Raw genomic sequence first — 22,075 nt, 5'->3', positions numbered from 1 at the left:
GCTCAGTCGGCTAATGGCAGGAATGGGTCGAGAGCGGACATTAGCAACAGAACGGATGAGACGCTAACCAGCGCGGCGTGAGCAGCAACACCGACATCGTCCCGGACAGCGAACGGCGCGGGCTGATCGGCGCGCTGCCGCCGCGGCTGCGTCCGTTCGCTTCGCTGATGCGGCTCGACCGGCCCATTGGGACCTGGCTGCTTTACTGGCCGTGCGCATGGAGCGTGGCGCTGGCCGGTGTGGACGGGCGATGGGACCTGTTGCTGTGGCTAGCGCCCGGCGCTTTCGCGATGCGGAGCGCCGGCTGCGTCTATAACGACATTGTCGACCGCGATTTGGACCGGCAGGTGGAGCGAACGCGGCTTCGGCCGCTAGCGAGCGGGCGGGTGTCGTTGCCGTCGGCCTGGGTGCTGGTTGCCGGGCTTTGCGCAATCGGCCTGCTGGTGCTGCTCCAGCTCAACTTCACCGCTGCACTGGTCGCGCTCGCAAGCATCGCGCCGGTGCTGGCTTATCCCTTCATGAAGCGGATTACCTGGTGGCCGCAGGCGTGGTTGGGGCTAGTGTTCGGCTGGGGCGCGCTGGTCGGGTGGCCGGCCGTGACGGGCAGCCTGGATTGGCCGGTGCTTCTCTTGTGGCTCGGCAGCGTGGCGTGGGTGGTCGGCTACGACACGCTCTACGCCATCCAGGATATCGAGGACGACGCCCTGGTCGGCGTGAAAAGCAGCGCCCGCAGGCTCGGGGACAGGGCGGCGGCCGGCGTGGCAGTGTTCTACGCGATGGCGCTGATGTTGTGGGGCGCGGCGGTGTGGCTGGTGCGGCCGGACTGGGTGGCGTTGCTGGCGTTGCTCCCGGCGGCACTGCACCTCGCCAACCAGGCGCTGCGGGCCGATCCGAAGGACGGCGAGGGCGCGCTTGCGCTATTCCGCTCGAACCGCCTGTGCGGCCTGTTCGTTTTCCTCGCGATGCTGGTCGTCGGCCTGTCGAGCCGCTAGTCGGCGGCGATGCTTTCAGTCAGCGACGCGCAAGCCCTCGTCCAGCGCCTGGTCGAACACTCCACCGCCAGCGGCGCCGACGCCGCCGATGCGATCTATGCCGGCGGCACCTCGAGCAGCGTCGAGGTCAGGCTGCGCGAGCTTGAGGGAGTCAGCCGTTCGGAGGACCAGGAAGTCGGCTTGCGCGTCTTCATCGGGCAGAAATCGGCCACCGTGTCCTCGTCCGAACTGTCGCGCGAAAGCCTCGATGAACTGGTCCGGCGGGCCCTCGCAATGGCCGCGGAAGCGCCGGAAGACCCGTTCGCGGGCCTGGCGCTGGAGGCGTTGCTGGCGCGCGGACCATTCGCCGATCTCGAAGCCTTTGACGCGGTCGAGCCGGAACCGTCGGACCTGCGAGCGCGGGCGCTGGCGGCCGAGGAAGCGGCGCTTGGGGTTGCGGGCGTGACCAATTCCACAGGGGCATCTGCTTCCGCTTCGAGCTCCGGCATCGCGCTTGCAACATCGGGCGGGTTCGTCGGCGGATACCGAACCAGCGGGTTCAGTTGCTCGGCCGGGGTCGTCGCCGGTGAAGGCGGCGGGATGCAGCGGGACAGCGCCTGGCACAGCGCCCGCCACCTCGACGATCTCGAAGCGCCGGACGACCTTGGGCGCAAGGCGGGCGAGCGCGCGGTTGCGCGTCTCAATCCGGGGCGGATCGAGTCCGGGCCTATGCCGGTGCTGTTCGATCCCCGGGTCGCGTCGAGCCTGCTTGGCCACCTCGCGGGAGCGATCAACGGCGCGTCGATCGCGCGCAAATCGAGTTTTCTCCAGGACAAGCTGGGGAGCCTGGTCTTCGCGCCGGGGGTGTCGATCGTCGACGATCCGTTGCGTCGCCGAGGCCTCCGCTCCCGCCCGTTCGACGGCGAAGGCGTCGGCGTCGCGCGGCAGGAGATCATTGCCGACGGCGTGCTCCAGACCTGGCTTGCCGACAGCGCGGCGGCGCGGCAATTGGGGATCGCGCCGACGGGGCATGCGGCGCGCGGCGTCGGCGGCAGCCCGAGTGCCAGTCCGAGCAATTTCTACATGGCGGCCGGCAAGCGCAGCCGCGAGCAGCTGCTTGCCGCGTTCCCGCACGCGCTGCTGGTGACCGAGCTGATCGGCATGGGGGTCAACGGCGTCACCGGCGATTACAGCCGTGGCGCGGCGGGATTTATCGTTAGCGGCGGGGAAATCGGGCCGGCGGTGCAGGAAATCACCATCGCTGCAAACCTGATCGAGATGTTCGCGACGCTGGAGCCTGGGTCGGACCTGGAATTCCGTCGCGGCGTCGATGCGCCGACCGTCCTGGTGCCGCAAATGATGGTGGCGGCGGCCTAGGCGTCCTGCTCGATTCGCGGCAGCCGCAGTCGCGGGATGTCGATTTTCGGGCAACGGTCCATCACCACCTTCAATCCCGCCGCCTCGGCTCGGGCGGCGGCTTCTTCGTTGATCACGCCGATCTGCATCCACACCGCCTTGGCGCCGATGGCGATTGCCTGGTCGACCGCTTCGCCCGCGGCTTGCGGCCGGCGGAAGATGTCGACGATGTCGATCGGCACCCCGATCTGCGTCAGCTCGCGCCAGACGAACTCGCCGTGGACATGCTCGCCGGTGATCTGCGGGTTGACCGGGATCACGCGATAGCCGTGGTCCTGCAGGAACTTCATCACGCCGAAGGAAGGGCGGTCGGGGCGATCGGACGCGCCGACCAGCGCAATGGTACGGGCGCTGCCCAGCAGCTCGGCGATTTCGGCATCGGTGGTCAGCGGCATCGGCTTGGCTCCTGTGATGACCGAACACTCTTACGCCGGCGCGGTTTCCAGCCGGTCGAGTAACTTGTGCGCAAGGTCGGCGAAGGCGCGGCCCTCCGGGCCGTCGGCGCCGGCCAACGGCGTCCCTGCGTCGGAGGCTTCGCGAACCGACGGCATCAGCGGCAGCCGGCCGAGGAAATCTATGCCGAGTTCCGCCGCCGCCGCCTCCGCACCGCCGCTACCGAAGGGATGCGATTCCTCGCCGCAGTGCGGGCAGACGTAGCCAGCCATGTTCTCGACCATCCCAAGCACCGGGACGGAGGTCTTCCCGAACAGGTCGATCGCCCGGGTCGCGTCGATCAGGGCCAGCGCCTGCGGCGTTGAAACGATGACCGCGCCGTCGGGGCGCGATTTCTGGATCAGCGACAACTGCACGTCGCCAGTGCCGGGCGGCAAATCGACGAGCAGCAGTTCGGTATCTTCCCAATTGCCTTCGACGAGCTGGGCGAGGGCGCCCGCCGCCATCGGGCCGCGCCAGGCAAGCGCGTGGCCGGGCGAAACCAGCTGGCCAAGCGACAAGAACTTCACCCCGTGCGCAGCGACGGGATTCAGCTTCTTGTCGTCCGCGGTCGGCTTTTCCTGAGTCCCGAGCAATTGCGTCTGCGACGGGCCGTAAACGTCGGCGTCGATCACACCGACCTTCTTGCCCATGCGTGCAAGCGCGACCGCCAGGTTGGTCGTCAGAGTCGACTTGCCGACCCCGCCTTTGCCACTGGCGATTGCGATCAGCTTGCGCTGCGGCTGGGAGGCGGTCAGCGCAATTCGAACTTCGGTGATGCCGGGCAAGCTGCCGCCAAGCGCTCGCAACTCGGCTTCCATCGTGGACCGGTCAGCGGGCGGGAGGCCGGTGGCGTCGGCGACGATCGTCAACGTTCCGCCAACCCGCTTGCGCGAGCGGATGCGCGGCCCATGCAGACTTTGGTCCAGCGGCTTGAGGGCTTCGTCCATTGCTGGCCGGCAGATAGGGGGTCGCACTGCGCTTGCCACTGTTTTTCACGCCGCCCGCTTCCTATAGTCATGTCCATGAGCATGATTTCGGGGTGGGGCGGATCGATCCGCGGCCTGTTTAACGACAACAAGGGTCCATGGGGATCGGCCGAACCCGGCGATTCCGGCGAGGAGCCGCCGCGCAGCCCATGGGGACAGTCCGCCAAGGGCCCACGCCCTGTTCCTGGCGACCCCAATCGCTCCTCGCTTGACGATTTCCTTCGCCGCGGCCGCGCTCGGTTTGGCGGCGGCGGCCTTCCCGGCAGGCCGGACGGATCGCTGATCGGCTGGGGTCTTGCCGCCGTGGCGGCGCTTTGGCTGGTCCTGTCCAGCATGCACGTGATCGCGCCTTCGGAACGCGGCGTCGTCACGCAATTCGGTCGCTATGCTTATACGCTCGGACCCGGCGTCGGGCTGACACTGCCGTGGCCGATCCACGACGTGCAGAAAGTGGACGTCGAGAACATCCGGATCGTGGACCTGGGGTCCGCCAATTCGGAAGACCTGATGCTGACCGGCGACCAGAACATCATCGATATCGCTTATTCCGTGCGCTGGAGCATCAGCCAGCCGGAGCTCTACCTGTTCGAACTGGCCCGGCCGCAGGAGACCATTCGGCAGGTGGCGGAAAGCGCGATGCGCGCGGTCGTCAGCCGGGTGACCCTGGACGAGGCGATCGGCGACAAGCGCAGCGACATCGAGGGGCAGGTCGCGCAGGTGATGCAGCAGATCCTCAACCAATATCATGCCGGCGTGACCATTCGCGGCATCGCGATCAAGCAGGCCGATCCCCCGCAGGCGGTCAATGACGCGTTCAAGGACGTGTCGGCGGCGCAGCAGGATGCACAACGCTATCGCAACGCGGCCAACGCTTATGCGCAGCAGCTCACCGCCAAGGCCCAGGGCGAGGCGACGGCGTTCGACAAGGTGTACGAGCAGTACAAACTGTCGCCCGAAGTCACGCGCCGCCGAATGTACTACGAGACCATGGAGCGCGTGCTGAGCAAGGTCCCGAAAACGATCGTGGAGTCGCAGACCGGGGTCGTGCCGTACCTGCCGCTGCCGGCGGTCAAGGCCCAGCCCGCGCCCAATCCGGGAGCCGCACAATGATCGAGCTGGTCAAGCGCCGCCCGCTGATGAGCGCCGTCCTCGCCTTGCTCCTGCTCGGCGTGCTGGCGACCGCCTTCCCGATCGTGCCCGAGACGAAGCAGGCGGTCGTGGTGCGGTTCGGCAAGCCGGAGCGAATCCTCAACCAGTGGCGGCCCAACCAGCCGATCGGTTCGGCCGGGGCCGGCATTTCCTGGCGGATTCCATTCGTGGAAAACATCGTCTGGATCGACAAGCGTGTGCTCGACGTGGACATGGAGCGCCAGCCGGTCCTGTCGACCGATCAGCGCCGGCTCGAGGTCGATGCCTTTGCCCGCTACCGGATCGTCAATCCGCTGCGGATGTACATCACGGCCCGAAGCGAATCGAACCTCGCGGCGGCGCTTCGCCCGATCCTTGGCTCCGAAGTTCGCAACGAGCTTGGCAAGGTGCCGTTCGCGGCGCTCCTGTCGCCCGAGCGGCAGGGCATCATGGAAAATGTGCGCAAGCGGCTCGACATCGTCGCCCAGCAATATGGCGCGCAGGTCATCGACGTCCGGATCAAGAAGGCGGACCTGCCCGACGGCACGCCCTTGCGTTCCGCCTATGAGCAGATGCGCAGCGCGCGCGAACAGGAAGCGCGTTCGATCCGGGCAGAAGGCGGCAAGCAGGCGCAGATCATTCGCGCGCAAGCCGACGCCGATGCAGCCAAGACCTATGCCGCAAGCTTCGGCCGCGACCCGCAATTCTACGATTTCTATCGCGCGATGCAGTCCTACGAGGCGACGTTCGTCGGCGACGAAAACAACAAGCCGGCCGAAACGAACATCATTTTGTCGCCTCAAAACGACTATTTGCGGGAATTTACTGGCCGGAGTCGTTGAGCATGGGCACTTCGGTCGATCGTGAGGCGTTCAAGGTTCGCGGATAATCTTCCGCGATCCCCATGAAGAGGTGTCGATGAAGTCGAAGGAGTCCGGAACAGTGCGTTATGCCTATGGTGTCGCGGCAGCTTTGCTTCTTGGCGGGACCGCTTTTTCGCTCGCTGGCGGCCCGGTTGGAGCGCAGGTCGCGCAGAATACCCCGGTGGTCATGCCGCCCGCGGGCGCGCCCATGTCGTTCGCGCAATTGGCAGCGCGGTTGCAGCCGGCGGTGGTCAACATCGCGACCAAACAGCGCGTCGCCGTCCGCCAGCAGCAGGCGGACCCGCTGGAAGAACTGTTCCGCCAGTTTGGAGCGCCAATCCCGCAGCAGCCGCAACAGGGCACGCCGCGCACCCGGGAGACCGGATCGGTCGGTTCCGGCTTCATCATCTCCTCCGACGGCTACATCGTCACCAACGACCATTTGATCCGCGGCGCCGCCGGCGCCGATTCGGCGGTCGCCGTCACGGTCACGCTGACCAACCGCAAAGAATACTCCGCTCGGATTATCGGCCGCGACCAACTTGCGGACCTGGCATTGCTCAAGATCGACGCGGGCAACCTGCCGTTCGTCAACTGGGGCGACAGCACGCATGCCCGGGTCGGCGACTGGGTACTTGCGATCGGTAACCCTTACGGCTTCGGCGGCTCGGTGACGGCCGGCATCATTTCGGCAGTGCATCGCGTGACCGGCGCAATCGACGCGTCGCCTGCTTACGACCGCTACATCCAGACCGATGCGGCCATCAACGTCGGCAATTCGGGCGGTCCCTTGTTCGACCTTGCCGGCAACGTCATCGGCATCAATTCGGCCCTGATTTCGCCAACCGGGACCAACCTTGGCATTGGCCTTGCTATTCCCGCCGAACTGGCGCGGCCGGTGATCGAAGCCTTGCGTCGCGGCGAACGACCGCAACGGGGCTATCTCGGCGTTGGCCTGCAGCCGGTGGATGAAGACTTGGCGCCATCGCTTGGCATTCCCAAGGACCGCGGCGAAATCGTCCGATCGGTCCAGCCTGGCCGCGCCGCCGCGGCTGCTGGAATCCAGCAAGGCGATGTCATCGTGCGCATCAACGGGCGCGACGTGAACCCGGACGACACAGTCACTTTCATAATCGCCAACACACCGGTCGGATCGCGCGTGCCGATCGACATCATCCGCGATGGCAAGCCGATGCGGCTGACCGTGACGGTTGGCTCAAGGCCGCCGGAGACGAGCGCGGACGCGACGGGTGCAACCGGCCCTCAAGCCACGCCCGGCACGCCGGGAGCAGCGCCGAGCCGAAGCCTGGGTCTGTCGCTGGCACCGCTGAGCGCGGAGATCGCGCGGGCGCTGAACCTTCCGAGCGATGCGCGCGGTGTCGTCATCACCGCGGTCGATCCGGCGAGCGATGCCGCCGATAAGGGCTTGCAGCGCGGCGACGTGATCGTTTCGATCAATCGACAGGCAGTGACTCAGCCGGCGCAAGTGGCAACCGCGGTCGCCGCGGCCCGGCAGTCGGGACGTGGCAGCGTCCTGCTACTGGTCAAGCGCGGCAGCTTGCCTGAGGCGTTCGTCGGGATCGAAATTCCCAGCTAGCGCTGAACCCGGTCATCTTGTGCTTGCGTCGCCGATTGCGATTGGCGAGGGTGCGCGCCGGATGCACCAAAACCTAAGCCACCGCGGTCCGCGTGCCCGCTGAACAGCGCAAGCTGGTCGAAGCGCTTGAGCGCGAATGGCGCGACGCGTTGTGCGCGAAAGATATCCGGCGCCTTCGCTCGCTGATGCATCCCGAATTCACGCTGATCGGTTCGCGCGCCACCGGCGCCTTCACCATGGGCCGCGACGAATGGCTGGACGCAGTCCAGAAGCGCGAGCTGGTCGGGATCGACCTTACCGTCAAGGAGGCGGTGAAATTCGGCGATACGATGGTCGGCACGGTCGAAGCAGACTGGTGCGTCAAATATCTGGGCAAGCCGATCCGCGATTGCGTGCTGCTGACGGACGTGTGGGTCTGTGCGGATGGGAGGTGGCAAGTGGTACGCCGCCATTCGAGCCCGCTGCCAAGCAGCGAGAACAAGGCGGCCGACTGACATAAATCGGGGGAACGGTGATGGCGACTGCAAGCGAAACGGCGACGATTCCGCAGGGGCGCGGCGTGAAGGAACTGACGATCCGCGGCGTCATCCTGGGCGCGATCATCACCGTGCTGTTCACCGCGGCCAACGTCTATCTTGGGCTTCGCGCCGGGCTGACCTTCGCGACGTCTATCCCGGCGGCGGTGATCTCGATGGCGGTCCTCAAATTCTTCCGCGATCCGACGATCCAGGAAAACAATATCGTCCAGACCATCGCCTCTTCCGCAGGCACGCTGGCGGCGATCGTCTTCGTCTTGCCCGGGCTGGTCATGGTCGGCTGGTGGACCGGCTTCCCGTATTGGTTGTCGGTCGCGGTGATCGCCATCGGCGGTATCCTGGGCGTGATGTATTCGGTGCCGCTGCGCCGGGCGCTGGTTACCGAATCCGACCTTCCGTACCCGGAAGGCGTCGCCGCTGCGGAAGTGCTTAAGGTCGGCGCGGGGGTCGGCGGTGCCGAGGAGAATAAGCGCGGCCTGTCGGCGATGATTTTCGGGTCGGTCGTCGGCGCGGGCTATCCGCTATTGGCGAAGATGAAGCTGGTCGCCGAGGAAGCGACCGCCACGTTCAAGCTGGGCACCGGCGCGACCACGCTCTCGACCGGGTTATCGCTGGCTTACATCGGCGTTGGTCATCTCGTCGGCCTGGCCGTCGGGCTGGCGATGCTGGTCGGAATCATCATCGGCTTCATCATCCTGCTGCCGATCTACACCGCCGGCGGACCGCCGGCCGGGGTCGAGCTGGCCGATTTCGTCGGCACCGCTTTCACCCAGAACGTCCGCTTCGTCGGCGCCGGAGCAATCGGCGTTGCAGCCATCTGGACGCTGCTGAAAGTGATTGGGCCGATCGCCCGCGGGATCGTCGGCGCGCTCGCCGCCAACCGAACTCGGCGCAGCGGCGGCAACGAATCGCTGCCGCTGACGGAGCGCGACATTCCGATCACCATCGTCGGGTCAGTAATCCTGCTGTCGATGCTGCCGATCGGCCTGCTGCTCGCCGCGTTCGCAAGCACCGATCCGATCGCGGCCAACCCCGCGGCGACGCTCATCGTCAGCATCATCTACGTGCTCATCGCGGGCATCGTGATCGCGGCGGTGTGCGGCTACATGGCCGGCCTGATCGGCGCGTCGAACAGCCCGATTTCCGGCGTCGGCATCCTGTCGGTCCTCGGCATTTCATTGCTGCTAGCGCTGCTGTTCCCGAGTGCCGATGCCGATGCGACCAAGGCCTTGGTCGCCTTCGCGCTGTTCGTGACCGCGATCGTGTTCGGCGTGGCCACGATTTCGAACGACAACCTGCAAGACCTGAAGACCGGCCAACTGGTCGGGGCGACGCCCTGGCGGCAGCAACTGTCGCTGGTGCTCGGCGTGCTCTTCGGCGCCGCGGTGATCCCGCCGGTGTTGAGCCTGCTGAACTCGACCTTCGGCTTCGTCGGAACGCCCGGCGCCGGTCCAGACGCGCTGGCGGCACCGCAGGCCGCGCTGATCTCGGCGATCGCGCAGGGCGTGCTCGGCGGGACATTGGACTGGAACCTGATCGGGCTCGGCGCCGTGATTGGCGTTGCCGCCGTGGTTGCCGACGAGGGTCTTCGCCGGACCAGCAAGGCCTCGTTGCCGCCGCTTGCCGTGGGCATGGGCATCTATCTTCCGGTCGGAGTCACCGGGCTGATCGTCGTCGGCGCCATCATCGGCCATATGTACGAGCGATGGGCGAAGCGGCAGGCCGATCCCGGCTTTGCCAGCCGGATGGGCGTGCTCGGCGCGACCGGACTGATCGTCGGCGACAGCCTGTTCAACGTCGCTTACGCAGCCATCGTCGCCGGTGCCGACAACCCCGACGCTCTGGCGGTGACGGAAGCCGTGGGCTGGCAACGCCCGGTCGGCATCCTGCTGTTCGCCGCAATCGTGGCGGTGCTTTACTGGCGCACCTGCAAGCAAGCGGCCGAACCGCTGTCGGCAGAGGCGGAGCCAATGCTGCCGCCGGAAGCCAACTTCCGCTAGCCCCGGCCCCGGTAGGGCGCGACACCCTGGTCGGGCAGCCATAGCCCGGCCGGCGGTGGGCCGCTTTGCCAGAATACGTCGATCGGGATTCCGCCGCGCGGGTACCAATAGCCGCCGATGCGTAGCCACTGCGGCTTCATTTCGTCGACCAACCGCTGGCCGATGCCGACGGTGACGTCCTCGTGAAAGCCGCAATGGTTGCGGAAGCTGCCCAGGAACAGCTTCAGGCTCTTGCTCTCGACGATCGTGTCGCCGGGCGCATAATCGATGACGATGTGCGCGAAATCCGGCTGGCCGGTGACCGGGCATAGCGAGGTGAATTCCGGCGCCGCGAACCGCACGAGGTAAAGCGAGCCGGGGCGCGGATTGGGAACGTAGTCGAGAGCCGCCGCTTCGGGTGAAGCGGGAAGGGTGCTGGTCTGGCCAAGATGCCGGGTGTCCATGGCGCGCGCCACTAGCAGGACCGCGGCGCCAAGCCTATCCTGCCACGATGGACTCGCTCGTGACGACCGATTGGCTGGCGGATCACCTTGGCGATCCCGACCTGGCGGTGGTCGACGCCAGTTGGCACATGCCGGCGAGCGGCCGCAGCGGCAGTGACGAATATCGGCAGGCCCACATACCGGGCGCGCGCTTCCTGGATATCGATGCGCTGTCGGACCAGTCGAAGCCTGCGCCGCACATGTTGCCCGACGCCGCCAGCTTTGGCCGCGCGATGGAACGGCTCGGCGTTGGCCGCGATGACCGCATTGTCGTCTACGATGCCTCGCCGCTTCGCACGGCGGCGCGGGGCTGGTTCATGCTTCGGCATTTCGGCGCTCGCCGGGTCGCGATCCTGGACGGCGGGTTGCAGAAGTGGCTGGCGGAGAGGCGGCCGGTGAAAAGCGGCGAGCCTACTCCGCGCCACGCGCTGTTCGACGCCAAGGCCACCGGCGGCGATGTCGTTGCCAAGGACGCGGTGCTGGGCGCCGGCGCGATCCTCGATGCCAGGGGCAAGGCGCGGTTTGAAGGCAGCGAGGCCGACCCTCGCCCGGGCGTTGCCGCTGGACACATGCCGGGCGCGCGCAACCTGCCTTACGCCGCGGTCTACAACGAGGACGGCACGTTCCGCTCGCTCGAAGACCTTCGGCGGTTGTTCGACGAAGTGGGCGTCGATCCCAAGCAGCCGTTCGTGGCCACGTGCGGATCAGGGGTTACCGCCAATTCGCTGATTTTCGCGGCGCATATGCTCGGCAACGATTCGGCGCGGCTGTACGACGGCAGCTGGGGCGAATGGGGCGCCGACCCGGCAACCCCCAAGGTGCTCGGCCCGGCCTAGCGGACGAGCAGCGCTTCGAGGCCCTCAAGCCCGGCGCGGAGTTCCTCGGCAAGGGCATCGATTGCCGCCGGGTTAATCGCGCCGCTGCTTTCCCGGTGGGCCGAAATCGCTTCCAACCCCGCCGAGGCGACGCCAACGAGCGTCGCCGAACGCCGGTCGAAGCAGCGCCTTGCCGGTGCGCTTGCCCGCTGCCAGCCTTGGGCACCCGCATCGACATCGAAGTCGGACGCCGGACCGCCGCCGAAGTCATCGACCGCGCGCAGGGCGTTGTGCAGGCTGGCGAGCCGAAGCACCGGTTCGGGTGCCGGCTCGGGGGACGGCTGGAAGGCGGTGTCGGGAAGCAGGTTCAGCATCGTGCGCTTGTCGGCCCACGATGGCTAAGAAATGATGAATCCTAAGCGCCCGAGTCCGGTCCGATGTCGCGCAGGATCCAGCCGCGCTGGGGGATCGTTTCGATGAATTCGGCGCCGCCCGAGGCGCTCCGCAATTTCTTGCGCAGCTTGGAAATGAAGACGTCGATAATCTTGGGCTGCGGCTGGTCGTCGGCGCGGCGATAGAGATGCTTCAACAGCATCGCGCGGGTGACGACATTGTTGCGCGCGTAAGCCAGCAGCTCGAGCACGCGATATTCCATTTCGGTGATCCCGATCGGATGGCTGTCGATCCGGATCAGCCGTTGGACCTGGTCGACCGCCAGGCGGCCGCCGCACAGCGATTCCGGCATGTCGCCGCCCTGCTGCTTGATCGAGGCCAGCAGCCGCGAAGCCGTCTGGTCGCTGTCTTCGGGATCGCCGCTGTCGGGGCTCCCGATCAGCTGCTGCTGAAGTTCGCCGAGCGCCCGGTGGGCCTCCTCGACCAGGCGCGAGCCTTCTTCGAAGCGGCGGCGAGAGCGGTCGAGCATCGCCTCGATCTCGACCAGGCGAGTGGTCAGGCTTTCTTCAGCCATCGGTGTTCGGCCCCCGATTCAAATTCAAGGTATCTGAGCGGATGCGATCTGCGTGTTGCTGTCCGGCGCCACGAGTAGCTGCTGGGTCACGGCCCCGAAATCGATGACGTTGGTGTCGGGGTCGCCGACGGTCGAGCGGACGCCGAGCGCGGCACGGTCGCGGCCAGCCTGTTCGAGAAGGCTGGTTTCGGACCGGCTGCGCGGTGCCGGACCGCCAAAGAGCGCTTCGATCGCCTGGCGCTGCGCATCCTGCGGCGAAGCGGTGACGGTGCCGGCGATCGGCGGGGTCAGCGAATAATCGGGCGGGATGACCAGCGGCGCATTGCGTGCGACGGCGAATTCGTCCGGAGTCGCGGCCTTTCGGCCAAGCGCGCAACCGCCAAGCGCAATTGCGGGCATCAGCACCAGAATCAGGCTCTTACGCATTCTCAACGGACTCCTTTGAACTCACTTTTTCGTCCCGCACCAGAAATGCGCGGAGCAGCAATATCACGACGCCGATGGTAATGGCAGCGTCGCTGACATTGAAGACCAAAAACGGGCGGAAGGCCCCGAAGTGCAGGTCGGCGAAGTCGACGACATACCCGTGGCGGGCCCGGTCGAGGATGTTGCCGAGCGCACCGCCCAGGATCATGCCGAGAGCCGCCTGGTCGGCCCGGACCTTCTCCTTCGCCATCCACACCGCGACACCAATCGCGATGGCGGCGGTCATCGCCACCAGCATCCAGCGGCCAGTCTCGGTCGTCGCGTTGAACAGGCCGAGCGAGATGCCGTTGTTCTCGGTGTAGGTCAGGTTGAAGAAAGGCAGCAGGTAGACCTGCTGCACTTCGCGCAGGTTGAGCGGGCCCAGCACCAGCCACTTGGTCAGCTGGTCGGCGATGAAGACGAAGGCGGCGACGATCAGGCCGGCCCTGGCGTTACGCATTCACGACCTCCTCGCAGCGCCCGCACAGGTCGCCATCCTCGGACACTTCCGGAAGGTGGCGCCAGCAGCGGCCGCACTTGTGGTTCTTCGTCTTCACGACGCTCCATTCACCTTCGTGCACTGTCGATGTGATGAACAACTCCTGCAAGAAGGCGGGATCTTCCGCGCTCGGCACGGTCACTTCCGCTTCGAGGCTGGAGCCGACCACCTTGTCGCGCCGGAACGGCTCGATGGCTTCGGTGACGTCAGCTCGAAGAAGCCGCAGAAGATCAATCCGAGTAGCGAGTTCCGGGTCCATCCATGTGTTCGGTGCTTCGTCCAACTCCAATAGATGGACGCTGTCAGCCTCGGGGAAGCGAGTCTTCCAAACTTCCTCCGCCGTGAAAACGAGGACTGGCGCTGCGTAGCGAATCAGGCGTTCGAAGAAGATGTCCAGCATCGTTCGGTAAGCACGCCGCTTCCAACTCGAGGACGCATCGCAGTACAGGCTGTCCTTGCGGATATCGAAGTAGAAAGCGCTGAGGTCTTCGCTGCAGAAGTCGGTCAGCGAGCGAACGTACTCATTGAAATCATAGTCTTTGATGGCTGTGTGCAGGGTGACGTCCAGCCGGAAAAGCTTGTCGAGCATGTAGCGCTCCAGTTCCGGCCACTTCGCGGCATCGTCCAGCCGCTCCTCATCGCTGAAGCCTTCAAGCGCGCCCAAGAGATAGCGGAAGGTATTGCGCAGCTTGCGATACTGGTCGGCGACGCCGGCGAGGATTTCCTTGCCGATGCGATGGTCCTCGGTGAAGTCGACCGAGAGCGCCCAAAGCCGCAAGATGTCGGCGCCGCTATCGCGGATAAGGTCGAGCGGGCTGATCGTGTTGCCCAGGCTCTTGGACATTTTCATGCCCTTGGAATCCATCGTGAAGCCGTGGGTCAGCACCGTGCCGTAGGGCGCGCGGCCGCGGGTGCCGCAGCTTTCCAAGAGCGACGACTGGAACCAGCCGCGGTGCTGGTCGGAGCCTTCGAGGTAGAGGTCGGCGGGCCAACGAAGGTCGGGCCAGCGGCCGCTTTCGAGCGTGAACACGTGAGTGCAGCCGCTGTCGAACCAGACGTCGAGGATGTCGCCGACCCGCTCGAAATCTTCGGGGTCGCGGTTGGGGCCGAGGAAGTGGGCGGCATTGTCGTCCGACCAGGCATCGACGCCGTCACGCCTGATCGCCTCGACGATGCGGTGGTTGACGTCGACGTCGACCAAGGGCTGGCCGCTCTGCCGCTCGACGAACAAGGCAATGGGCACGCCCCAGGCGCGCTGGCGGCTGATCACCCAGTCAGGACGGCCCTCGACCATCGACGAAATGCGGTTGCGGCCCTTCTCGGGCACCCAGCGGGTGTCGGCGATGGCGCGCGTCGCCAGTTGGCGCAGCGTCGGGCCGTGGCCGAGCGCGCCGCCTTCATTGTCCCAGCGCTTTTCAGCGAACGTCTCGCAATGCTCGGCCGGCAACGGGCGATCCATGGCGATGAACCATTGCGGCGTGCAGCGGTAGATGACCTTGGCCTTCGACCGCCACGAGTGGGGGTAGCTGTGCTTGAACTCGCTGGCCGCAAGCAAGGCGCCGGCCTCACGCAGGTCCGAGCAGATCGGCCCGTCGGGCGCGTTGAACTTGTTGTTGATGACCGAGCCCTGGCCGCCGAGCCAAGCCCAATCCTCGCGAAACTTGCCGTCACCTTCGACCGCGAAGACGGGGTCGATACCGTTTGCCTTGCACAGGTCGAAATCGTCCTCGCCATGGTCGGGCGCCATGTGGACGAGGCCGGTGCCGGTGTCGGTGGTGACGAAGTCGCCAGGAAGGAACGGGCGCGGCTTGGTGAAGAAGCCGCCGAGCTGGCGCATCGGGTGACGGGCGATGGTACCGGCGAGGTCCGAGCCTTTGAATTCAGCAAGCGCCGGAAGCTGCATCTTTAGCCTCGTCGCGCCCATATCCGAGACATCGATACTCGAGAGAGCTGCAGTCAGCCGTCCCTCGACTGCAGGCACGAGTGCCTTTGCGATCAGATAGCGGGTCTCGCCATACATGGCGTCCATTAATTGTTCGGCACGCCCAACCGCTTCTTTCGATGTTTTAGTTGAATAGTGGCTTTCGCTACCGGCGGGAGGCGTCCACTCTTCGGGCGCACCTTCCGCTTCAACGAGGGTCGTCACCAATACGTACTCGACCTCCGGCCCGTAAGCGATCGCCTGGTTGACCGGGATCGTCCACGGCGTGGTCGTCCACACCACCGCATGGGCGCCGACCAGCTCGGGAATGGGGCTCTCGACGATCTCAAACGCGACATCGATCTGCGTGGAGACGATGTCCTCATACTCAATCTCGGCTTCGGCCAGCGCGGTCTTCTCGACCGGGCTCCACATCACCGGCTTGGCGCCGCGATAGAGCTGGCCTGACTCCGCGAACTTCATCAGCTCGGAAACGATGGTCGCTTCCGCGTCGAAGTTCATCGTCAGGTAGGGATGGTCCCAGTCGCCGCCGATGCCGAGGCGCTTCAGCTGCTCGCGCTGAACGTCCACCCAATGTTGGGCATAGGCGCGGCATTCGGCGCGGAATTCGGTGACCGGCACCTCATCCTTGTTGAGCTTCTTCTTGCGGTACTGCTCCTCGACCTTCCACTCGATCGGCAGGCCGTGGCAGTCCCAGCCGGGCACGTATGGCGCGTCCTTGCCCAGCAGGGTCTGGGTGCGCACCACCATGTCCTTGAGGATGTGGTTGAGCGCGTGGCCGATATGGATGTCGCCGTTGGCGTAAGGCGGGCCGTCGTGGAGGATGAACTTCTCGCGGCCGCGACGGCTCTCGCGCACTTGGCGGTACAGATCCGCTTCCTGCCATCGGGCAAGGATCGCCGGCTCCTTCTGCGGCAGGCCGGCCTTCATCGGAAAGTCGGTCTTGGGCAGGAAGACTGTTGGGCGGTAGTCGGGTTTTACGCCAAGGTCTTTGGGGCTGTCGGCCATTGGCGCGGCCTCTAGCGGTCAGCGGTCCGAATGCAAACCTGCGGCGGGCGTCGAGGCCGCGGCCTTGGCCGCGCTTGGGGCGACCAAACGGTCGTTGCGGCTTTCCAGATATACGCTCATCGCCAGCGTCCCGGTGCCCATGCCCATCAGCAGCAGCACGACCATGGTGATGACCTTGCTCCGCTTGAGCGACGGACGCTTGGTGAAGATCGCCTCAATCATCGTGATGTTGCCACTCAGCGCGATGAAGGCGGCCAGCCCGAACTCGACGACGGCCATCCAGATGATTCCGGGTGCGCGCTGGAGGATGCTTGAAATCAGGGTCACCGTGAGGCCGGCGGCGGCGATGCTCATGCCCGCCAGCTGGTCGAACATCTTGGACTGAAGCTCGTAGGGAAGGTCGGCGGACACGCCATCCTGCTGCTCATCCATCGACCTGCCTCCTGAAACCGCCTGCAGCGGCTTGTGCCATTGGCGCCGGCGGGCCGCAATCGCGATCGGCGCGTCAGTCGGAAGTGTGCTTCCGCCGCCGTTCAAGCCCAGCCTCGGCCGCGTCGCGCTGCGGGTTGGAGCGGAAATCCCACTTGGGCTTGAGCGCCGGGCCGACGGTCCAGATGTCCTCGACCCAGACATGGCCTTTGAAGCTGTTGGGAATGTCGCCGAGCTGTTCAGGAAGGGTCAGGCCCATCGGACGGTCCTTGCCGCGGGGCCCAACCAGAAGCACGTGGGCGCCGACGTCCTTCATCCGCGCGAGCGTCCGGTCGGGCCAGCCGGCGAACGCCCACTGGTAATTGAGCGGCACGATCAGCGTGCCGTTGCGGCAGCTTTCCGGAACGATGGTGAGCCAGCCCTGGACCAGATATTGCTTGGTGCAGGCCCCGGCGCTTTCCTTGCTCCACGCCCAGGCCTTCGGGAAATGGTGCTTGATCCGCTCGACCGGGCCGGGCGCCCCGTAGAAGCCATCGCCGATCGCTTCGACCGCGCGGCCATTGGCACGCAGCGCCGCCGCCAGCAGGTCGGCCTCACCAGCATCCTTGCTCTTGAAATTGAACATGATGGGCGTCTTGGGGGCCGCTGCCAGCGCCTGTTCCAGTGTCGGGATGCGGTCCTTCTGCTGGCCGCGGAACGGGAAGGTCTTGCCGCCGTCGGCGGTGTAGCCATGGCCGGGGTCGAGCGCTTGAAGCTGCGCCATCGTCGCGTCGCGGATATTGCCCTTGCCGTTGGTCCGGCAATCGAGAGTCCAGTCGTGGAAGACGGCGATCTTGCCGTCAGCGGTCGGCGCAATGTCGATCTCGACCATGTCCGCGCCAAGATTGGGCGCAGCCGCCAACGAACGAGTCGTGTTCTCGAGGTAGTCGTGGACTGGCTGTTCGATCCGGGTGGCGGTGCACGAGTCGCGGCCGACGCCCTTATGATCGTAAAGCTGGGCGACTCCGCGGTGGGCTATGAGGCGCACCTGGCCGCGCTGCGCGCTCGCCAGCCAGCTGGCGTTGATGAAGGTGAGCACGAGCAAGAGGATCGCCAGCGCGAACGCTGCAAGTTTCAGCCAACGCAACACGCTTTATTCCCCCAGGATTGCTCGCGCCTGCGCTTCATCGTCACGCATTTGCTCGACCAAGGATTCGGCGCTTTCGAACTTAGCTTCCGGACGGATGAACGCAATTAGGTCGATCTCGACCGTCCGGCCGTACAGGTTGCCGCTCCAGTCGAAGATGAAGGTTTCGAGTAGTTCCGTCGGCGGCGCGAAGGTCGGGCGGACACCCAGGCTGGCGACGCCCGCATGTTCGCTGCCGTCGTCGAGCCGCGCGCGCACCGCGTAGATGCCGTAGGCCGGGCGCTGGTAGGGGCCGAGCGACATATTGGCGGTCGGATAGCCGAGTTGGCGGCCGCGCGAGTCGCCATGTTCGACCACGCCCTCGATGGCGAACGGGCGGGTCAGCAAGTGCGTGGCGGTGGCCATGTCGGCATTCGCAAGCGCGTCGCGGATCCGGCTCGATGAAACGGGCTCGCCGTTGAGCAGCACCGGCGCGACGGCCTCGGCGAGGATGCCGTGGCTGGCGCCGACGTCGCGCAGCACCTGCGCATTGCCGCCGCGCCCGCGCCCGAAGGTGAAATCGGTGCCGGTGACGACGCCGGCGGCGCCGAACCGATCGGCCAGGATTTCGGCGATAAAGTCTTCCGCGCTGGTGGCGGCAAGGGCGGCGTCGAAGTCGAACACCAGCATCGCGTCGGCCCCGGCGTGGCCGAACAGGCGCTCGCGCTGGTCCAGCGTCGTCAGTCGAAAGGGTGGGACGTCCGGCTTGAAGAAGCGGACGGGGTGGGGGTCGAAAGTTGCGACAACGACCGGCCGCCGCTCGTGGAAGCCGCGGGCGATCGCGCGGTTGACCACCGCTTGGTGGCCGAGGTGAAAGCCGTCGAAATTGCCGAGCGCGAGGATGCTTCCGCGAAGGGCTTGTGGTATCGGTTGGGAAGAGGTCAGCCGCTGCATGCGCCACGCGCTCTAGTCAGCTTGACTCGGCCCGTCCACGCACCTATCTGAACCCTATCCCGATCAACCGGTTTCCGGCGGCGCATTCGTGCGCGCGTCGGTTTTTCGTTTGAAGCGGGTCCCTAGCGAAGAGATGGGCGAATCCACGCCCGTGGAGCTACAGAAGGATCGAGAATGGCACGTATCGCCGGCGTCAATATCCCGTCGAACAAGCGCGTCGAAATCGCGCTGACCTACATCCACGGCATCGGGCGGACGACCGCCAAGCAGATTGCCGACAAGCTGAAGATCGCTCCCGAACGGCGGGTCCAGGACCTGACCGATCAGGAAGTTCTGCACTTGCGCGAAGCGATCGACGCCAACCACACGGTGGAAGGCGACCTTCGCCGCGAAACGGCGATGAACATCAAGCGGCTGATGGACCTGGCCTGCTATCGCGGGCTTCGTCACCGTCGCGGCTTGCCGGTCCGCGGGCAGCGCACGCACACCAATGCGCGCACTCGCAAGGGCAAGGCAAAGCCGATCGCGGGCAAAAAGAAGTAAGCGCTCGACCGCTTCTTCTCTTCGCACGCATTTCAGCAGCTTAGATCGTAGGAATTTCAAATGGCTCAACCAGCCCAGCGCCTTCGCCGCCGCGAGCGCAAGAACATCACCGCCGGCGTCGCCCACGTGAACGCCAGCTTCAACAACACGATGATCACCATCACCGATGCGCAGGGCAATGCGATTGCCTGGTCGAGCGCCGGGACGATGGGCTTTAAAGGCAGCCGCAAGTCGACTCCTTACGCGGCGCAGGTCGCCGCCGAGGACGCAGGCAAGAAGGCCGCCGAACATGGCGTCCGCACGCTGGAAGTCGAAGTGAAGGGCCCTGGCTCGGGCCGCGAAAGCGCGCTCCGCGCGTTGCAGGCCGTGGGGTTCACCATCACTTCGATCCGCGACGTCACGCCGATCCCGCACAACGGCGTTCGCCCGTCGAAGCGTCGCCGGGTCTAAGCGGTACCGGTCCCCGCCCGCGGGGATGAGGAATTAAGTTTCATCAAGGTTTTGAGCGGGACGCCGCCAAAGCCGCTGCCAAGGAAGAAAAATGGCCGTCAACGCGAAGAACTGGCAGGAACTCAAGAAGCCGAACGCGCTGGAGCGCAAGCAGGCCGGCGGCGATGCCCGCCGCCGCGGCGTGTTCGTCGCCGAACCGCTCGAGCGCGGCTTTGGCATGACGCTCGGCAACTCGCTGCGCCGCGTGCTGTTGAGCTCGCTCCAGGGCGCCGCCGTCACCTCGATCAAGATCGAAGGCGTGCTCCACGAATTCTCGTCCCTCACCGGCGTTCGTGAGGACGTCACCGACATCGTCCTGAACGTGAAGCAGATCGCGCTGCGCATGGAAGGCGAAGGCCCCAAGCGGCTGCAGCTTTCGGCGACCGGCCCGACCGAAGTCACCGCCGGCATGATCTCGACCAGCGGCGACATCGAAGTCACCAACCCCGACCTCGTCATCTGCCACCTCGACGAGGGCGCGACGCTCAACATGGAGCTGACCGCCGACATCGGTAAGGGCTATGTCGCCGCCGCCGCCAACCGCCCGGCCGACGCGCCGATCGGCCTGATCCCGGTCGACGCGCTGTACAGCCCGGTCCGCCAGGTCGCCTACAAGGTGGAAAACACCCGCGTCGGCCAGGAACTGGACTATGACAAGCTGACACTGACCATCGAGACCGACGGCACGGTGAGCCCGGAAGACGCGCTCGGCTACGCCGCGCGGATCCTCCAGGACCAGCTGCAGCTGTTCGTCCACTTCGACGACAGCCAGGTTCGCACCGCTGCGCCGTCGATGATCGGCACCGCAGTGCCGATGGCCGCGGACACGCCGACCGACACCAACCAGCTCAACCGCTACCTCCTCAAGAAGGTCGACGAGCTGGAACTGTCGGTGCGCAGCGCCAACTGCCTGAAGAACGACAACATCATCTACATCGGCGACCTGGTGCAGAAGACGGAAGCGGAAATGCTCCGCACCCCGAACTTCGGCCGCAAGTCGTTGAACGAGATCAAGGAAGTGCTCGCCAGCATGGGCCTTCGCCTCGGCATGGATATCCCCGGATGGCCGCCCGAGAACATCGAAGAGATGGCGAAGAAGCTCGAGCAGGAAATGCTCGGCTAAGCCGAACCGATCGCCGCTACGGGACTTCGCTCTCGTGACAGCTGCAAAAACAAAGGGTCGCTCCGGAAACGGGGCGGCCCTTTTTGCATCGCTGGAGAGCGGCCAGGCTTGTCGCCTTTCCCAGTCATTCGGGATCCGGTGCAAGCCGGTTAGGGCAACGGGGCGAGAGCGCGGGCCGTCGATCCATGCTACAATTGGGCCATGGAGCCGCCGGCCAACAAGCTGGACATTGCGATCGGCCACGTTGTTCTCGCCGTTCGAGACGTCGAGGAAAGCGCTCGCTTTTACAGCAAACTCGGCCTCCATCCCTGCCAGACGAGCGCGGAGTTGGCGATCCTGGAACTTCGTGGAGGGACGCACCTGTTGCTGATGCGGCGGAAGGTGGGCGCGAAAGGCCGCACGGCAGCCCCAAAGTCCGCCACACAGACAATCGACCTGATGATCTCAGGACGCACGCGTGACGAGCTGGAAGCCTGCAGGGATGCCGCGATCGGTGTCGGGCTGGATCCGACGCCAATCCCACCGCGGAGCCTATTCGGCCACTATATATTCCATCTTCGCGACCCCGACGGAAACGATGTCGCCGTCGCAACCAGCCATTCCACTCTCAACCAGTAGAAGGTGAGTGATGGTGGGCGTCCGGCAATGTTCAGGACGCTGCCGCACGAGCATTTCGCTAGTCCCGGCGAACGCTCCCGGTCCGCGCCCGACCCTTGCTTATCCCGAAAGCTGCGTTAGCCCTGGCGAGGTTCGGCGATGGGGGATCATGAAAGCTGCGTTTTTCATCGGTGGTCTGGCGCTAGTCGCGTCGGTGGCCTCGGCACAGGCGCGCTATGAGCGTTACACCGCGCCGACCAACCTGGCGGCGGAGCTGCCGGGCGAGATCGAACGGTTCGACAAGTGGACGGACATCGCCAAGGGGCGCGTGATCCAGCTCACCTCCACCGTTCGCGAACAGGTGCCGGGCGACAACTGGCCGACGTTCAAAGCCTATTACTTCGTCCAGGCGGTGATCGCCGACCAGCCGTACGATATCGACGCCAAGATGAAGGAGCTCAGTGCCGATAATTCGGACGCGGCCGCATCGTTCGAATTGATCGGCAGACGGCCACTAAAGCCATCGGAAATGCCGATCGCGGGGATGCGCGGCATTGAAACGACCCGGCGGATCAGCACGTTCGGCTCGGACGGTTCGCAGATCGAACGGTCGCGCGACATGTTCGGCGGCAACAAATGGCTGTCGGTCTCCGTCCGCCACTTTGAAAACGACAAAAGGTGGTCTGCGGACCGGCTGTTCAAGTCGGTGTCCTGGCGGCCTTGAG

At 65.6% G+C, this 22,075-nt stretch carries 24 protein-coding genes; 13 read left to right on the top strand and 11 right to left on the bottom strand.

Annotation, left to right across the window (positions count from 1 at the left end):
* The first annotated feature begins 77 nt into the window (after positions 1-77).
* Positions 78-992, top strand: coding sequence for a 4-hydroxybenzoate octaprenyltransferase (ubiA, locus tag G7078_RS10295; RefSeq protein ID WP_166095751.1), 915 nt, complete (start codon positions 78-80; stop codon positions 990-992).
* A gap of 9 nt (positions 993-1,001) precedes the next feature.
* Positions 1,002-2,348: a TldD/PmbA family protein gene (locus G7078_RS10290; protein ID WP_166095749.1), complete on the top strand. Its 1,347-nt coding sequence runs from the start codon at positions 1,002-1,004 to the stop codon at positions 2,346-2,348.
* Here the strand turns inward: G7078_RS10290 and G7078_RS10285 are convergent.
* Together G7078_RS10285 and G7078_RS10280 are read right to left on the bottom strand one after the other, a co-directional pair.
* A complete protein-coding gene (locus G7078_RS10285) occupies positions 2,345-2,782 on the bottom strand; it encodes a CoA-binding protein (RefSeq protein WP_166095747.1) in 438 nt (145 codons plus the stop codon). The genes G7078_RS10290 and G7078_RS10285 overlap by 4 nt on opposite strands.
* Positions 2,783-2,812: 30 nt before the next feature.
* A complete protein-coding gene (locus G7078_RS10280; protein WP_166095745.1) occupies positions 2,813-3,769 on the bottom strand; it encodes an Mrp/NBP35 family ATP-binding protein in 957 nt (318 codons plus the stop codon).
* Positions 3,770-3,844: 75 nt separating this feature from the next.
* Between G7078_RS10280 and hflK the strand changes: the two genes are divergently transcribed.
* The 5 genes from hflK (at position 3,845) to G7078_RS10255 (ending at position 9,932) form a co-directional block, all read left to right on the top strand.
* Positions 3,845-4,918 carry an FtsH protease activity modulator HflK gene (gene hflK, locus G7078_RS10275; RefSeq protein WP_166095743.1) on the top strand — a complete coding sequence of 358 codons (1,074 nt, stop codon included), beginning with the start codon at positions 3,845-3,847 and terminating at the stop codon, positions 4,916-4,918.
* The gene (gene hflC, locus G7078_RS10270) at positions 4,915-5,778 is read left to right on the top strand and encodes a protease modulator HflC (RefSeq protein WP_166095740.1); all 864 of its coding nucleotides are present in this window, start codon (positions 4,915-4,917) and stop codon (positions 5,776-5,778) included. Before hflK ends, hflC begins: the two co-directional genes overlap by 4 nt.
* Before the next feature lie 76 nt (positions 5,779-5,854).
* Positions 5,855-7,396 (top strand): Do family serine endopeptidase, encoded by a 1,542-nt coding sequence (locus G7078_RS10265; protein ID WP_246166366.1) that lies wholly within the window; start codon positions 5,855-5,857, stop codon positions 7,394-7,396.
* Between the two features lie 92 nt (positions 7,397-7,488).
* Positions 7,489-7,890, top strand: a complete 402-nt coding sequence (locus G7078_RS10260) for a nuclear transport factor 2 family protein (RefSeq protein ID WP_166095738.1) — start codon at positions 7,489-7,491, stop codon at positions 7,888-7,890.
* A 20-nt stretch (positions 7,891-7,910) separates the two neighbouring features.
* On the top strand, positions 7,911-9,932 hold the full coding sequence (locus G7078_RS10255) for an OPT family oligopeptide transporter (protein ID WP_166095736.1): 2,022 nt from the start codon (positions 7,911-7,913) through the stop codon (positions 9,930-9,932).
* On the opposite strand, the gene queF is transcribed toward G7078_RS10255, so the two are convergent.
* Entirely contained in the window at positions 9,929-10,375 is a 447-nt protein-coding gene (queF, locus tag G7078_RS10250) for a preQ(1) synthase (protein WP_166095733.1), read from the bottom strand. The two genes, G7078_RS10255 and queF, sit on opposite strands and share 4 nt — an antisense overlap.
* 47 nt (positions 10,376-10,422) lie before the next feature.
* On the opposite strand from queF, the gene sseA reads away from it, so the two are divergent.
* Entirely contained in the window at positions 10,423-11,250 is an 828-nt protein-coding gene (gene sseA, locus G7078_RS10245) for a 3-mercaptopyruvate sulfurtransferase (protein ID WP_166095730.1), read from the top strand.
* Here the strand turns inward: sseA and G7078_RS10240 are convergent.
* The 8 genes from G7078_RS10240 to G7078_RS10205 form a co-directional block, all read right to left on the bottom strand.
* Complete coding sequence (locus G7078_RS10240) at positions 11,247-11,603, bottom strand: hypothetical protein (RefSeq protein WP_166095727.1); 357 nt, start codon at positions 11,601-11,603, stop codon at positions 11,247-11,249. The genes sseA and G7078_RS10240 overlap by 4 nt on opposite strands.
* Before the next feature lie 41 nt (positions 11,604-11,644).
* A complete protein-coding gene (locus G7078_RS10235) occupies positions 11,645-12,196 on the bottom strand; it encodes a winged helix-turn-helix domain-containing protein (RefSeq protein ID WP_166095723.1) in 552 nt (183 codons plus the stop codon).
* 24 nt (positions 12,197-12,220) lie between these two features.
* Positions 12,221-12,622, bottom strand: coding sequence for a DUF3035 domain-containing protein (locus G7078_RS10230; protein WP_166095721.1), 402 nt, complete (start codon positions 12,620-12,622; stop codon positions 12,221-12,223).
* Positions 12,615-13,121: a signal peptidase II gene (lspA, locus tag G7078_RS10225; protein WP_166095719.1), complete on the bottom strand. Its 507-nt coding sequence runs from the start codon at positions 13,119-13,121 to the stop codon at positions 12,615-12,617. Before lspA ends, G7078_RS10230 begins: the two co-directional genes overlap by 8 nt.
* Positions 13,114-16,110 (bottom strand): isoleucine--tRNA ligase, encoded by a 2,997-nt coding sequence (locus G7078_RS10220; RefSeq protein WP_166095716.1) that lies wholly within the window; start codon positions 16,108-16,110, stop codon positions 13,114-13,116. The genes lspA and G7078_RS10220 overlap by 8 nt, the downstream gene beginning before the upstream one ends.
* 18 nt (positions 16,111-16,128) lie before the next feature.
* Complete coding sequence (locus tag G7078_RS10215) at positions 16,129-16,542, bottom strand: hypothetical protein (RefSeq protein ID WP_166095714.1); 414 nt, start codon at positions 16,540-16,542, stop codon at positions 16,129-16,131.
* 73 nt (positions 16,543-16,615) lie between these two features.
* Positions 16,616-17,668 (bottom strand): glycerophosphodiester phosphodiesterase family protein, encoded by a 1,053-nt coding sequence (locus G7078_RS10210; RefSeq protein WP_166095712.1) that lies wholly within the window; start codon positions 17,666-17,668, stop codon positions 16,616-16,618.
* 3 nt (positions 17,669-17,671) lie between these two features.
* Positions 17,672-18,598: a bifunctional riboflavin kinase/FAD synthetase gene (locus G7078_RS10205; protein WP_166095709.1), complete on the bottom strand. Its 927-nt coding sequence runs from the start codon at positions 18,596-18,598 to the stop codon at positions 17,672-17,674.
* Positions 18,599-18,772: 174 nt separating this feature from the next.
* Here G7078_RS10205 and rpsM point away from each other — a divergent pair, with 174 nt between their 5' ends.
* The 5 genes from rpsM to G7078_RS10180 all read left to right on the top strand — a co-directional run bounded on the left by rpsM (position 18,773) and on the right by G7078_RS10180 (position 22,074).
* Positions 18,773-19,141, top strand: a complete 369-nt coding sequence (rpsM, locus tag G7078_RS10200) for a 30S ribosomal protein S13 (RefSeq protein WP_166095707.1) — start codon at positions 18,773-18,775, stop codon at positions 19,139-19,141.
* A gap of 60 nt (positions 19,142-19,201) precedes the next feature.
* Positions 19,202-19,591: a 30S ribosomal protein S11 gene (gene rpsK / locus G7078_RS10195; RefSeq protein ID WP_166095705.1), complete on the top strand. Its 390-nt coding sequence runs from the start codon at positions 19,202-19,204 to the stop codon at positions 19,589-19,591.
* A 91-nt stretch (positions 19,592-19,682) separates the two neighbouring features.
* Positions 19,683-20,753 carry a DNA-directed RNA polymerase subunit alpha gene (locus tag G7078_RS10190; RefSeq protein ID WP_166095703.1) on the top strand — a complete coding sequence of 357 codons (1,071 nt, stop codon included), beginning with the start codon at positions 19,683-19,685 and terminating at the stop codon, positions 20,751-20,753.
* A 201-nt stretch (positions 20,754-20,954) separates the two neighbouring features.
* Complete coding sequence (locus G7078_RS10185) at positions 20,955-21,371, top strand: VOC family protein (RefSeq protein WP_166095701.1); 417 nt, start codon at positions 20,955-20,957, stop codon at positions 21,369-21,371.
* 148 nt (positions 21,372-21,519) lie between these two features.
* Positions 21,520-22,074, top strand: a complete 555-nt coding sequence (locus tag G7078_RS10180) for a hypothetical protein (RefSeq protein ID WP_166095698.1) — start codon at positions 21,520-21,522, stop codon at positions 22,072-22,074.
* Position 22,075: the final 1 nt, after the last annotated feature.

Source organism: Sphingomonas sinipercae (assembly GCF_011302055.1).
In the GTDB taxonomy this organism is placed as follows: domain Bacteria; phylum Pseudomonadota; class Alphaproteobacteria; order Sphingomonadales; family Sphingomonadaceae; genus Sphingomicrobium; species Sphingomicrobium sinipercae.
Note: the sequence above shows the minus strand (reverse complement) of the source record. Positions and strands in the feature narration are given on the sequence as shown.

What these genes read in the sequence shown, in the direction of transcription:
- G7078_RS10290 (WP_166095749.1), top strand. Translation starts at nt 1,002, where the DNA reads ATGCTTTCAGTCAGCGACGCGCAAGCCCTCGTCCAGCGCCTGGTCGAA.
- G7078_RS10285 (WP_166095747.1), bottom strand. Translation starts at nt 2,782, where the DNA reads ATGCCGCTGACCACCGATGCCGAAATCGCCGAGCTGCTGGGCAGCGCC.
- G7078_RS10280 (WP_166095745.1), bottom strand. Translation starts at nt 3,769, where the DNA reads ATGGACGAAGCCCTCAAGCCGCTGGACCAAAGTCTGCATGGGCCGCGC.
- hflK (WP_166095743.1), top strand. Translation starts at nt 3,845, where the DNA reads ATGAGCATGATTTCGGGGTGGGGCGGATCGATCCGCGGCCTGTTTAAC.
- hflC (WP_166095740.1), top strand. Translation starts at nt 4,915, where the DNA reads ATGATCGAGCTGGTCAAGCGCCGCCCGCTGATGAGCGCCGTCCTCGCC.
- G7078_RS10265 (WP_246166366.1), top strand. Translation starts at nt 5,855, where the DNA reads ATGAAGTCGAAGGAGTCCGGAACAGTGCGTTATGCCTATGGTGTCGCG.
- G7078_RS10255 (WP_166095736.1), top strand. Translation starts at nt 7,911, where the DNA reads ATGGCGACTGCAAGCGAAACGGCGACGATTCCGCAGGGGCGCGGCGTG.
- queF (WP_166095733.1), bottom strand. Translation starts at nt 10,375, where the DNA reads ATGGACACCCGGCATCTTGGCCAGACCAGCACCCTTCCCGCTTCACCC.
- sseA (WP_166095730.1), top strand. Translation starts at nt 10,423, where the DNA reads ATGGACTCGCTCGTGACGACCGATTGGCTGGCGGATCACCTTGGCGAT.
- G7078_RS10240 (WP_166095727.1), bottom strand. Translation starts at nt 11,603, where the DNA reads ATGCTGAACCTGCTTCCCGACACCGCCTTCCAGCCGTCCCCCGAGCCG.
- G7078_RS10235 (WP_166095723.1), bottom strand. Translation starts at nt 12,196, where the DNA reads ATGGCTGAAGAAAGCCTGACCACTCGCCTGGTCGAGATCGAGGCGATG.
- G7078_RS10230 (WP_166095721.1), bottom strand. Translation starts at nt 12,622, where the DNA reads ATGCGTAAGAGCCTGATTCTGGTGCTGATGCCCGCAATTGCGCTTGGC.
- lspA (WP_166095719.1), bottom strand. Translation starts at nt 13,121, where the DNA reads ATGCGTAACGCCAGGGCCGGCCTGATCGTCGCCGCCTTCGTCTTCATC.
- G7078_RS10220 (WP_166095716.1), bottom strand. Translation starts at nt 16,110, where the DNA reads ATGGCCGACAGCCCCAAAGACCTTGGCGTAAAACCCGACTACCGCCCA.
- G7078_RS10215 (WP_166095714.1), bottom strand. Translation starts at nt 16,542, where the DNA reads ATGGATGAGCAGCAGGATGGCGTGTCCGCCGACCTTCCCTACGAGCTT.
- G7078_RS10205 (WP_166095709.1), bottom strand. Translation starts at nt 18,598, where the DNA reads ATGCAGCGGCTGACCTCTTCCCAACCGATACCACAAGCCCTTCGCGGA.
- rpsM (WP_166095707.1), top strand. Translation starts at nt 18,773, where the DNA reads ATGGCACGTATCGCCGGCGTCAATATCCCGTCGAACAAGCGCGTCGAA.
- rpsK (WP_166095705.1), top strand. Translation starts at nt 19,202, where the DNA reads ATGGCTCAACCAGCCCAGCGCCTTCGCCGCCGCGAGCGCAAGAACATC.
- G7078_RS10190 (WP_166095703.1), top strand. Translation starts at nt 19,683, where the DNA reads ATGGCCGTCAACGCGAAGAACTGGCAGGAACTCAAGAAGCCGAACGCG.
- G7078_RS10185 (WP_166095701.1), top strand. Translation starts at nt 20,955, where the DNA reads ATGGAGCCGCCGGCCAACAAGCTGGACATTGCGATCGGCCACGTTGTT.
- G7078_RS10180 (WP_166095698.1), top strand. Translation starts at nt 21,520, where the DNA reads ATGAAAGCTGCGTTTTTCATCGGTGGTCTGGCGCTAGTCGCGTCGGTG.